Origin of the sequence: Sorangium sp. So ce1014 (assembly GCF_051521505.1) — a bacterium.
Classification (GTDB): Bacteria; Myxococcota_A; Polyangia; order Polyangiales; family Polyangiaceae; genus Sorangium.
This window is the reverse complement of the sequence record NZ_CP150356.1, coordinates 6482104-6494479: the sequence shown is the minus strand read 5'-3', so window position 1 is coordinate 6494479 and position 12376 is coordinate 6482104. Positions and strand designations below refer to the sequence as shown.

At 68.4% G+C, this 12376-nt stretch carries 7 protein-coding genes; 6 read left to right on the top strand and 1 reads right to left on the bottom strand.

Annotated elements, in window-relative coordinates; all coding sequences use genetic code 11:
- Nucleotides 1–35: 35 nt before the first annotated feature.
- From WME75_RS24395 to WME75_RS24385, 3 genes are all read left to right on the top strand, one after another.
- Nucleotides 36–1151, top strand: coding sequence for a serine/threonine-protein kinase (locus tag WME75_RS24395; RefSeq protein ID WP_437475779.1), 1116 nt, complete (start codon nucleotides 36–38; stop codon nucleotides 1149–1151).
- Between the two features lie 805 nt (nucleotides 1152–1956).
- On the top strand, nucleotides 1957–3513 hold the full coding sequence (locus WME75_RS24390; RefSeq protein ID WP_437475778.1) for a DUF1592 domain-containing protein: 1557 nt from the start codon (nucleotides 1957–1959) through the stop codon (nucleotides 3511–3513).
- A gap of 41 nt (nucleotides 3514–3554) precedes the next feature.
- The gene (locus WME75_RS24385; RefSeq protein ID WP_437494913.1) at nucleotides 3555–4901 is read left to right on the top strand and encodes a DUF1552 domain-containing protein; all 1347 of its coding nucleotides are present in this window, start codon (nucleotides 3555–3557) and stop codon (nucleotides 4899–4901) included.
- A 56-nt stretch (nucleotides 4902–4957) separates the two neighbouring features.
- Here the strand turns inward: WME75_RS24385 and WME75_RS24380 are convergent, their stop codons facing one another.
- Nucleotides 4958–6397 carry a PAS domain-containing protein gene (locus WME75_RS24380; protein ID WP_437475777.1) on the bottom strand — a complete coding sequence of 480 codons (1440 nt, stop codon included), beginning with the start codon at nucleotides 6395–6397 and terminating at the stop codon, nucleotides 4958–4960.
- 402 nt (nucleotides 6398–6799) lie between these two features.
- Here WME75_RS24380 and WME75_RS24375 point away from each other — a divergent pair, with 402 nt between their 5' ends.
- Genes WME75_RS24375 through WME75_RS24365 form a run of 3 tightly spaced genes read left to right on the top strand, consistent with a single transcriptional unit; the run spans nucleotide 6800 to nucleotide 12261 of the window.
- Nucleotides 6800–8500: an Ig-like domain-containing protein gene (locus WME75_RS24375; protein WP_437475776.1), complete on the top strand. Its 1701-nt coding sequence runs from the start codon at nucleotides 6800–6802 to the stop codon at nucleotides 8498–8500.
- 3 nt (nucleotides 8501–8503) lie between these two features.
- Nucleotides 8504–10846, top strand: coding sequence for a PKD domain-containing protein (locus WME75_RS24370; protein ID WP_437475775.1), 2343 nt, complete (start codon nucleotides 8504–8506; stop codon nucleotides 10844–10846).
- A complete protein-coding gene (locus tag WME75_RS24365) occupies nucleotides 10843–12261 on the top strand; it encodes a hypothetical protein (RefSeq protein WP_437475774.1) in 1419 nt (472 codons plus the stop codon). The genes WME75_RS24370 and WME75_RS24365 overlap by 4 nt, the downstream gene beginning before the upstream one ends.
- The last annotated feature ends 115 nt before the right edge of the window (nucleotides 12262–12376 follow it).

The following is a 12376-nucleotide window of genomic DNA, read 5'->3' as shown; positions in this document are numbered from 1 at the left end:
ATTGACGTGATAACTGACCGCCCAGAGTATCGAGCATGGATTCGTCGGGTCTGGGCACTGTCGGTCCCTACGAGCTGCTTGTGCAGCTCGCTGTGGGTGGCATGGCCGAGGTCTACATCGCCCGTCGCGCCCGCGCGGCGGCCGTCGAGGGGGCGGGCGGCGGGAGCGGGGAGGACGCGGAGATCGAGCGCGAGCCGCTCGTCGCGGTGAAGAGGATCCGCGCCGATCTACGGTACGAGTCGGTGTATGCGGCGATGCTCTTCGACGAGGCGGGCATCGCGTCGCGCGTCGCGAGCCCGAATTTCGTGCCGGTCCTCGATTGCGGTCTGGGCGAGGGGGGCGCGCCCTATATCGCAATGGAGCTCGTCGTGGGGGTGACGCTGAAACACCTCACCCGACCTCCCGAGCTGATCGGGGTCGGCGACGCGCTCGATCTCATCGCGCAGGCGGCCGAGGGGCTGCATGCGGCGCACGAGGCGCGCGACAGCTCGGGGGAGCTGCTCCAGGTGATCCACCGGGACATCTCGCCGTCGAACGTCCTTGTCGGCGTGGACGGGCGGGCGTCCATCTGCGATCTCGGGCTCGCGTACGCCCTTCGCCGCACGACGCGGACGAAGACCGGGACGGTGAAGGGGAAGCTGAGCTATCTCTCGCCGGAGCAGGCGCACGCGCGGCCGCTGGATCGGCGCTCGGACGTGTTCTCTCTCGGGGTCGTGGCGTGGGAGGTGCTGGCGGGCAGGCGCCTGTTCGTCGGCAGCAGCATGCTGTCGATCCTCCACGCCGTGCTGGGGCGCGAGGTGCCGCCGCTCTCGAGGGAGCGCGAGGGCGTGGGTCAGGCGGTCACGGCCGCCGTGGCGCGGGCGCTCGAGCGCGATCGCGACGCGCGCTGGCCGACGGCGGCGGACTTCGCGCGGGCGCTCCGCGACGCGGCCGAGCGCGAGGGGCACGCGGCGTCGCGCGGGGCCATCGGCGCGCGGGTCACCGAGCTCCTCCCGGTGCCGCTGAAGCCGCTGGCGCCGTCTTATGCCCCCGGCGGGCCGCTCGTCACGCCGGAGATCATCGCCGCCCTGCGGTCGATGCACGTGGCGGGGGTGGTGGGCGAGAGGGACTCCAGCGGGATGCTGGCGCCGCGGCGCCCCTCGCAGGGCTGAGCGCCTTGAGCGGCCGACGCCCGGCCAGCAAATTGTGAGCGTTCACATATTCGAGGTCGAACAAAATGAACCGCGTGCGGCTGCCCTCGATCGCGGTCCTGACCGAGCGTCGCCGGAGCGCGCTCCAGACGTCGCGCACACGAGGCGCCAGCCGTCGATGCGCTGATCAGCATCGAGTTCGTCGGTCCGGCGACGACCTCGGTCCAGCGCCCGCCCGCTTGACGCGGCGCTCCGGAGGAGCCCTGTCCTCCCTCGGGATCGAGGATACGCGAGGGCCGACGGATGGCAGTTGACACCGCTTATGTGATCGTTCACATTGCGGCCAGGGGTATCCTTTCGCTTCGTTACGAACGGGTCGTCATGCGCACCGTGACCTCCGTCATCGGGTTGATCTTGGCGCCGGTTCCGCTCGTTCGGTCGTCGCGGAAGCGATGCCGATCGACGGTGTTCGGCTCCCAGTGAACGAGTTCATGAGAGTCAGAATCGGTGCGCCGGGTGGGCAGTACAGGGTGGAGGCGGAGCCGAGAACGAGAGCAGATCCACCGCCACCGTCAAAAGATTCATCTATCGCGACACGGGCGAGGGTAACACCAGGTCCCGCCTACACTCCACTCAGCGTGCCCACAGCGGGCGAAGAGAGAGAACCATGTCTAGGCCCTCAGAACATGAGCGGGCGCGTCCTCTCACAGGCTCTCGGTCAGCTGTTTCTATAGCGTTGATCCTGGCCAGTGGCTGCACGGGAAACCTGGGCGAGACTCGCACCAACGACTCCACGGACGATCCCACCAGGGACGATCCCACCACGGTGGACCCGCGCGCTTGCGAGGACGGCGCGGTGCACCCCGGGCGAGCGCCGCTGCGGCGGCTGACGCGCTTCGAGTACAACAAGACGGTTCGCGACCTCTTCGGTGACACGACCGAGCCAGCCTTTTCGCTGCCGAGCGAGGATGTCGGAAACGGCTTTGGCAATGACGCGGACGCGCTGTCGGTCTCGAGCCTGCTGGCCGAGCAGCTGAGCACCGTCGCGGAGGGCGTCGCCCGGCGCGCGACCGCCACCCGGGAGGCGCTCGCGAAGCTCGCCCCTTGCGCGGGCGATGTGAGCGCGGAGAGCGAGGAAGCGTGCGCGCGCACCCTCGTCGAGCGGATCGCGCCGCTCGCTTATCGAAGGCCGCTCGCCGCCGGCGAGGCGGACGAGCTCCTCGCGCTGTACAGCGTCGGGCGGATGGATGCGACGTTCGACGCCGGCATCGCGACGGTGATCGAGGCGCTGCTTCAATCGCCGGATTTTCTCTACCGCATCGAATGGGGCACCTCCGACCCGGAGCACCCCGAGCTTCGCCGGCCCACGGGCGACGAGATGGCGACGCGGCTCTCGTACCTGCTCTGGGGCACGATGCCGGACGAGGAGCTACGCATCGCGGCGCGGGCAGGTGAGCTCTCGACGAAGGAGGGCGTGCGCGCGCAAGCCGAGCACATGCTCGAAGACCCTCGGGCTCGGACCACGATCCGGTTCTTCTTCGACAACCTGCTCCCCATCAGCAACCTCGCGGATCTCGAGCGGAACGCGGAGGCGTTCCCGACCTTCTCTCGAGCGATCGGCGCGCTCATGCGTGAGGAGACGCAGCGGTTCCTCGAGCACGAGATCTTCGAGGGGACCGGCACCTGGGCGTCCATCTTGACAGCGCCGTACACGTTCATGAATGGACCTCTCGCGGCGTTCTACGGCGTCTCCGGCGTGACGGGCGACGAGTTTCAACAGGTGCAGCTCGACACGACCCAGCGCCTCGGGCTCCTCACCCAGGCGGGGGTGATGGCCGGGACGACGCACTCGAACACCACGAACCCCGTGGTCCGCGGCTCGTTCGTGCTCCAGAAGCTGATGTGTGAGAAGATCCCGCTCCCCACCGGCGACATCCTGGAGCGGGTGAAGCCGCCGGATCCGTACACCGGCGCGACGGCGCGGGAGCGCTTCAGCCAGCACAGCCAGGATCCGGTCTGCGTGACGTGCCACCAGTACATGGATCCGGTCGGCTTCACGTTCGAGAACTACGACGCTGTCGGGCTGTTCCGCGCGACAGAGAACGACGTCACGATCGACGCGAGCGGCTCGCTCCCGGGCACGCCGGGCACGGTGAGCGGTCCGACCGAGCTGGTGAAGAAGCTCGCCGAGGCCGAACAGGTGCATGGCTGCTTCGCGACGCGCTGGGCCGAGTACGGCTACGGTCTCACCCTGCGCGCCGAGGACGCTTGCACGAAGCAGGCGATATCGACCGCTTTCAAGGCGTCCGGGTACAACGTGAAGCAGCTCCTCATCGAGCTCACACAGACGGATGCTTTCCACTACATCACGGTTGCCCGCTAGGAGTGATGGTCATGCCCAAGTTTCGTTTGAGCCGACGTGCCATGCTGCGCGGTGCTGGCGCCATCGCCATCGCGCTCCCCTGGCTGGAGATCATGGGCCCCGAACGCACGGCGCGCGCGCAACCCGCCCCCGCCAAGCGTTTCCTTGCCATCTACACGCCGGGCGGGACCGTGATCGATCGCTGGCGGCCGACCGGCAGCGAGACGAGCTTCACCCTGGGCCCCATCCTGTCGCCGCTCGCGCCGGTGCAGGACCGGCTGCTCGTCGTCGACGGCCTCGACATGAAGAGCGCGCGCGGTGAGCAGCACCAGAGCGGCATCATCGCCTGGCTCACGGGCAGCCCTCAGGAGGGCTCCCCGAACGGCGGTTACGGGAACGGGCCGTCCGTCGATCAGGTGATCGCCTCCCAGATCTCCGCCGGTATCAAGGCGAAGGCGAGCATCCAGATCGCGGTGCGCTGGGCGACGGGCAAGTCCCACGGCCTGCTGTCGCCGATGAACGCCGCGAACTTCGAGAACGCCGCGCCGTTCAAGCCGATCCCGCCGCGCCTCGATCCGATGGAGATCTTCACCGAGCTCTTCGGCTCGCTGGATCCCAGCGCCGGCAACGAAGCCGCCCGCCGCCTCGCGCGAAAGAGATCGATCCTCGACTTCCTCGACGGGCGCTACTCCGCCCTGTCCGCGCGGCTCGGCGCCGCCGACAGGCAGAAGATCGACCAGCACCTGACGAAGATCCGCGAGATCGAGATGAGCCTCAACAACGTGCCGGTCGAGACGAGCGCGTGCAAGGCGCCGGAGAGGGTCGACACGTCCGACTACAACCCGCGCACGGGGCTCAACTCTTCCGACACCGGCTCGATCAAGGACACCTCGACCGACGCGGCGATCCCCAAGGTCGGTAAGCTCATGATGGACATGCTGGTGATGTCGCTCGCCTGCGACATCACCGCCGTCGGCACGCTGCAGTGGAGCGACACCGAGGCGAAGCACACCTTCCCCTGGCTCAACTTGACCGAGCACCACCATTTCTACCAGCACGACGGCGGCTTCAGGCCGGACGAGTGCGAGCGCATTTGCAACTGGTATTCGAAACAGCACCTCTACCTCCTGCAGGAGATGGAGAAGGTCGACATGGGTGGACACTCGCTGCTCGACGAGAGCGTCGTCTTCTTCGGGTCCGAGCTCTCGGATCCGCCGAGTCACACCAAGACGAACATGCCGTTCCTGCTGGCCGGCGGCGGCGGAGGCCTGCGCACCGGACGCTGGGTCCGGTACCCGAACCGCCCGCACAACGATCTGCTCGTCTCGATCTTGAACCTGTTCGGCGACGACCGGACAACGTTCGGCGACCCGCGGCACTGCACCGGGCCGCTCACGAACCTGACGTAGCCATCCTGAGGGCGGAGCGCCGGCTGGCTTTCTTTGCCATGCCGCCGGGGCGCGCTTCACCGGGCAACGCGCGAGCGCGCCGTGGGGCGCAGCGCGTGGGCGATGCCGCTCTGCAAGGTGCCCAGCGTGACGATGCCGGAGAGGTCTGCGCCGAGCTCGATCAGGGCCCTCGCCACCTCCGGGCGGATGCCCGTGAGCACCACGCGCGCGCCGAGCATCTGGGCGGCGCGTGCGGTCCGCGTCAGCGCGTCAGCGACGAGCGCGTCGACGGCGCGCACGCCTGTGATGTCCAGGAGCGCGGTGTGGGCGCGCTGGCGGCTGATCCCGTCGAGCAGCGTCTCCATGATCTGCCCCGCGCGCGCACCGTCCACCGTCCCGATGAGCGGCATGGCCAGGACGCCGTCGGCGAGCGGGATGAGCGGCGTCGACAGCTCCCGGAGTGCCTCCTGCTGTGCGGCGATGATCTGCTCCTGCAGCGCGGCCCGCTCCGCCTCCGCGCGCCTCAGGTCGGTGTCCTCTCGCACGACGCCGCCGACGCCGATCGGCTCGCCGCGCTCGTCGCGAACCGGGAACTTGACCGTGAAGAAATAGTAATTCTGGCTGCCGTAGTCCAGGACCTCTTCGTACTGCAACGCCCGGCCGCTCGCGAGCACCTCGCGTTCCTTCGCCACGATCATCTCGGCCACGCCGGGCGGCGTGGCGCCGAACTCATGCTCGTCCTTGCCGAGAAACTCGATGACGTGCCGCCCGATAGCGCGCGCATAATGGCGGTTGAGGAACACGTAGCGCCCCTCCGCGTCCTTGATGAACATGACGTTCGGCGAGTTGTCAACGAGCTGCAGGACCATCTGATAGCGCTCGTGCAGCAGGCGCTCTCGCTGCCGCGGATCGTCGCCTTCGTCCACGATGGCCGCGATCTCTCGCACCTCGCCTCGCCCGTCGCGCAGCACGGCGTAGGTCCACCGGCAGGTGATCGCGTCTCCCTCTCTCGTCCTGCCCGCGCTCGTGGTCGTCGCGAAGAGGCTCTCGCCAGGATCGTGGTTGAACGCCCGCACCTCCTCGGGCGAAACCGGATCCCCGGCCACGAGGTCGGAGAGCCGGCGGCCCACGGCCTCGCCCTCGCTCCAGCCGAAGAGGCACCCGGCGGCGTCGTTCCAGCGCGTCACGGTGCCATCCAGGCGCCAGTGGATCAGCGCCGGCACCTGCGTGGCGCCCCGCGCGAACGGAGGGTCGAGGTACACCGCTGCCGCGCTGACCAACCCCCTCTCGCGCCCGATCTCGCCGCGCCGACTGGCCAGCTCATTCTCCAGCTCCTCGACGCGCGCGCGCAGCGCCCCGCACTCTGCCTTGTAGTCAATGCCGTCATCGATGTGCACGGACACCCCACCCGGAGCGGGGGTCCCGTCGAGCTGGCGATGCCCGCCCGCCGTGCTCCCTGCATCCGCGCCCGCGCGCCCGCGCGGTCCGGATGTCCGCTCGCCCCTGTCGCGACTCATACTCGCTCCTCCGCGCGCTGATCCAAGAGCGCGTCGCCCGTAGTGTAACGGTTCTGCAAGTCGAGGTCTCACTAGAAATCTGACCAGGTCCGCCGCGAGCGCGCGCCTGCCGCCGCCCGCGGTGGCGATGGCCCAGCGCGAGCGCCCCCACCACCGAGCTGGGCCTGTAATCGAGCCGCCGGAGCGGATCACGTCAAAACGCGTGCAGCCGGTCGGGCCTGCCTTGACATTCCAAATGTGAACGTTCACATTGCGCGGAACGGGGTCACGACGCGCGTCCGCGCGTCCGCGCGTCCGCAGGAACACGGTGGATGCCGTCGGCTCCAGGTTCCCGCAGGTTGACCCTCTGTCATGGCCCACACGCTACAGAAGAGGTTAGGAATGCGTGCGAAGAGGATAGATATGCGTTGGCTCGGCATCTCTTCGTTTGCCGCCCTGTTCGCGGCGTGTTCCGGCGACGACCTCGGCCCAACGCCGGAAGGAAATGACGGCGGCAGCTCTGGCGACACCACAACCGTGGTGACGGGCAGTGGCGGCGCAGCGCCGATGCCGGTGACAGGAGCCACGAGCGGCGGCTCCACGAGCAGCGGCTCCACGAGCAGCAGCTCCATGAGCGGCCCGGGCGGGGACGCCACGGCCGGCAGCGGCGGTTCGGGCGAAGCTGACCCGAACATGATCACCGCCCCGGAAGGCAAGATCCCGAACATGCCAATGCCGGCGAACAAGGTCAACCTGCCGCGTCAAAACTGGCGAGACGGCCTTGTGTCGCCGACGCTCGAGAAGGACCACCACCAGAACCAGCCGATCGTCGTCAACGGCTACGTTCAAGGCGCCGGCAACGCCGAGATCGTCTTCTACGACATCGCCGATCCGACCCATCCGAAGATGCTCTCGCGCATCCAGAGCCCTGGCTTCGATCCCAGGGGAGGGCCCAAGGGCGTCGGCGAGGCGGAGTCGCACCAGACCTCGCTCGCCCGGTACGACAACAAGTTCTACCAGGTCACCACCGCGGGCGCCGGCGTCGACATCTGGGACGTCACTGACGCCCACGCGCCTCGTCACGTGACGCTCGTCCGGCTCGAGGGCATCAACTATGGGGACTTCACCGACTCCGTGTGGGGCATGTACTGGCAGGGCAGCGTCATCTACATCGGCGGCACCAACACGGGCCTACACATCCTGGACGCAGCGGATCCCGAGAACGTGCGGTTCGTCAAGAAGATCCCGATCTCGCAGTTCGGCGGTGTAAGCGCCGGTCCGCTGTGGGCCGTCGGCAATACGCTCGTCATCACGACGCCCAAGGACAACGGCGGCATCGCGACGATGGACATCAGCGATCCGATGAACCCGGTCGCGCTCGACTTCATCACCCCGAGCAAGAGCTACATCTGCGGCCTGTACGGCAAGCACGTCTACGTGCAGTCGCCGCTGCGCGTGTGGGACGTGCTGACCGATCCCACCGACATCGGCTCGGCCAATTCACCCCTCGCCACGCTGCCCGACTCGGCGTTCAGGGCCAAGGGCTACCCCGCCGGATCCGAGTACGTGAGCTTCTCCGACGGCCACCTGTTCCTGGGTCACCTGCGGCCAGATGCCGGCGTCTCCAAGATCGACGTGCACGACATCCAGCGGATGTCGATCGAGAATCGCATCTGGGGCCGGCTCGAGTTCGAGAACGGCGACGACCAGTTCTCGATCCCGGTCGGCAGCCTGCTGGTGTTGGCCGACGACGAGCTGCCCTACCGCGGCATGGTCATCGCCGCGCACTCCACGGATCCGGACACCACGCCCCCGGCGGTGGACACGGTGCTGCCGAAGAGCGGGGCGACGGGTGCGTCCAGGAAGTCGCGCATCGGTCTCAGCCTCACCGACAACATCGAGCTCGCCACGGTTCACCCGGGCAGCTTCATCGTCCGACCGGCGGGCGGCGCGCCGGTGAAGGGCAAGTTCGGCCTGTACATGAGCATCGTAAACTTTGACCCCGATGAGGACCTGATGCCGAACACCCTCTACGAGGTCGTCCTGCCGAAGGACGGCATGAAGGATCTCGTCGGCAACGGCATCGCGGCCGAGTTCAAGTCGACGTTCACGACGGGTCCCTGAGCCATGCGCTCGCTGCCGAAGCTCCTCGGCCTGCTCGGAGGCATCTGTGGGGTGGCGGCCTGGACGCCCGAGGCACGCGCCGTCACGGCCACCGTCGCCGAGCGCGTGCCCTCGCTCCTCGGCGAGGCCGTCACGTTCGACCTGACGGTCGGCGACGCAGTCGGCCCCGTGCAGGTGCGCTGGGACATGGGGGACGAGACACGCACCGAGTTCACGGTCGGCGACGTGCAGCAGGTTCACACGTACGCTGCTCCCGGTCACTACCCGGTGCTGGCGACGGTCAAAGACGACGTCGGGTTCACCAGCGTCGCGTTCGTGCACACGGTGCACCGGCCGCTCGTCACGGGCAGCGCGGCGGGCTCGACCGATCTGGTCTACGACCAGCCGAACGCGAGGATCTACACGGCCAACTACGAGAACGACAGCGTGAGCGTGTTCGATGCGAACGCGTTGACCAGGCTCGCGGAGGTGCCAGTGCTGCGCGGCCCGGTCGGGCTCGCGCTCACGGCGCAAGGCAAGCTGTGGGTGCTGCACCGCGACGCGCACTCTCTCTCCATCATCGACACCGCGTCGTTGACGGCGGAGCGCGAGGTCATGCTGCCGTACGCGTCGCAGCCGATGGGCCTCGCGATCAGCCCGACCGGGGACGCCGCCTACGTGACGCTGATGGCGGTCGGCGAGCTGCTGAAGCTGGACGTGGCGAGCGGCGCCGTCGTGGCCGAGCTGGTGCTGGGCGGCACGCCGCGAGGCGTCTCGGTGTCGCACGACGGCTCGCAGATCTACGTCACGCGCTTCATCTCCGAGGACAGTCACGGCGAGGTGGCGCGCGTCGACGCGGCGACCTTCCAGGTGAGCACGCGCTTCGAGCTCGCGGCGGACACCACGACGGAGGACACGGATCAACAAGGGCGTGGCCTGCCGAACTACCTGTTTTCGGTGGGGCTCTCGCCCGACGGCTTGTTCGCGTGGGTGCCGGGCAAGAAGGACAACGTCTTTCGTGGTCCATCTCGCGATCAGCTCGCGCTCACCGACGACAACACGGTGCGGCCGCTCGTGGCGCTGCTGAACCTGGCGGAGGGCGTCGAGGATGTCGCGCGGCGCATCGATCTGGACGATCGCAACCTACCCAACCAGGTCGTGTTCACGCCGCTCGGCGACTATGCGTTCGTCAGCGTGGCCGGCTCGGCCCTGGTGGAGGTTCGCGAAGCCTACACGGGCGAGTTCGTGACCGCGCTGAAAGAGACGGGCTTTGCTCCGCGCGGCCTGGCTCTGACCGAGACCGACAAGCTGTTCGTGCACGCATCGCTCAGCCGTACGGTGGCGGTCTACGACGTCGCCGACATCGTCAGCTCGCATGACCTCATCACCAAGAAGCTGGCCGACATTCCGACCGTCGCTGCGGAGAGGCTGGACGCGCAGGTCTTGCGCGGAAAGCAGCTGTTCTTCAACTCGGCGGACGTGCGCATGAGCGATCAGGGCTACATCAGCTGCGCGTCGTGTCACTTCGACGGCGCGGACGACGGGCGAGTCTGGGACTTCGGCAGCGTGGGGGAGGGGCTTCGCAACACCGTCTCGCTGGTCGGACGGCGCGGCACGGGCCACGGCAACGTCAACTGGAGCGGCAGCTTCGACGAGATCCAGGACGCTGACGACAACATCCGCGACCTGTTCGGCGGCAAGGGTTTCCTCAGCGCCGAGCAGCTCGCCGCGGGGACCGTCGCCACGCCGCGTGGCGACAAGAAGGCCGGCCTGAGCCCCGAGCTCGATGCGCTGGCGGCATTCCTCGGCTCGCTCGACACGCACCGCCCGAGCCCCTTTCGCAACGCCGACGGCTCGTTCACCGAAGACGGCGTCGCGGGTCGCGCCATCTTCCAGCGCCTGGGTTGTGGCTTCTGCCACACGGGTCCCGACGGGACCGACAGCGCGCGTGGCAAGCTGCACGACGTCGGCACCGTGAAGCCGTCTTCCGGCATGCGCGCCGGGGAGCCGCTGTTCGGCATCGACACGCCGACGTTGAACGGCGTGTGGGAGACGGCGCCGTACTTGCACGACGGCTCCGCGCCGACGCTGCGCGACGTCCTCGTCACGGCCAATCCCGAAGATCGCCACGCCTTCACCAGCGCGCTCAGCGAAGCTGAGCTCGGGCAGCTCATCGCCTACGTGCAGCAGCTGGACGGCACCGTCGACCCGGATCCGAACGAGGGTGACGGCGCGGGCCAGGGGCCGAGCGAGCGCCGTGGCTGCAGCGTGACGGGCGGGCAGGGCGACCGTCACGCGCCGCTCCTGGCGTTCGCGCTCATGGCCGGGTTGATGACGTTCGGCGCCCGCCGAAGGAGGTTCGCGTGAGACGCCTGCCGAGCCTGTGCCTTGTTTCGCTGCTGCTCGCGGCGTGCATCGGCGACATCGGCGACATCGCCGAGGGCGCCGTCACGGACCAGGCGATGACCGATTGGGACGCGCTGCCGCCCGTGAGCGCTCCCGACCCGGAGCTGCGGGGCCTACCCAGCCGCGAGGCGCAGTACCGCGCGCTCTGCGCGACGCCGCGCGGCGACAGCTTCTGGCAGGCGGTGTGCGCCACGCCGCGGCCGAGCATCACCGACTTCGCCAGCTTGCTCAGCGCGGCGAAGCTCGACGAAAATCGCGCCTTCGCTCTCACCGGCAACTCCACCTCGCTCGTGAAGAAGGCCGTCTCCGCCATCAATCCGCGCCTCATCATCTTTCCGCGCGTGACCGAGATGCGCGAAAAGCCGGCTGAAATGACCGCGGTCGCCTTCGTTCGCGGTGAGCCCTTCGTCGAGGTCGTGAGCCGCGACCTCTCGAGCGGTGACTACAATTTCTACCTGTTCACGTTCGAGCGGCAGTGTGACTACGACGCTGGCTGCGATCTCGCGAGCCTGCTCACCGAAGAGATCGAGCACGGCTGGACCGCGTTCAGCGTTTACAGCGAGGAAGACGTCGAAAATACGTCGTTCGACTGTCGCTCGTGCCACCAGCCCGACGGCTACGGCACGAGGAAGATCTTGCGCATGCAGGAGCTGGAGAACCCCTGGCTGCACTGGTTCCCGCAGCGGTTCGTGCAGCGCACGGAGTCCGATCGGGTGCTCACGCCGCAGTTCCTGGGAGCCCACGCGCTCGACGCGCAGTACGGCGGCGTCCCCATCGCGACGATCCAGCATGCCATCGACGAGGGAAGCGGCGCGCAGCTCGAGGCGTTGCTCGTCGCCGAGGGCCAGGCGTCGCAGCCGAACGCGTTCGACCCGCGCATCGAGGCCGAGGTCAAGGCCAGCTCGTCGAGCCCGACCTGGGAGAAGCAGTTCGCCGTGTCGTTGGCGGGTGATTCGATCCCGGTGCCTTACCCGCTCGCTGACGTGACGGATCCTGCGCTCCGCGCGGCGCGGACCACCTCCTACCTCGACGTGGTGACGGGCGCAGCCCCGCGACAATCCCTGCTCGATTTGCGCGACATCTTCTCCGCAGACGCGAAGGTGAAGGTCGGCCTGGTGCCGAGGCCGGGGGCGAGCGGGCGCACCGTGCTCACGCAGCTCTGCTCGCGCTGCCACGACGGTCGCGGGAACCCGGCGCTGAGCCGCGCCGCGTTCAACGTGAAGAACCTGGACGGCATGTCGCGAGAAATCAAGGACCGGGCCATCGCTCGCTTGCAGGAGCCCGTGACCTCGCCGCTGCGCATGCCGCCCTGGCGCGCCGCCGACGCTCTGCCACCCGCGGAGCTTGCCGCGGCCATCGAGGCGCTGCGCAAGTAGCGCTGTCCACTCGAGATCCGGCTCGACGATCCGGTTCGCGACAAGGTGGTTGGGACCGCCGTCGTGCCGAGCACGGGCGACGTGTACGCCTACGCCACCGCGACCGCCGATCTCG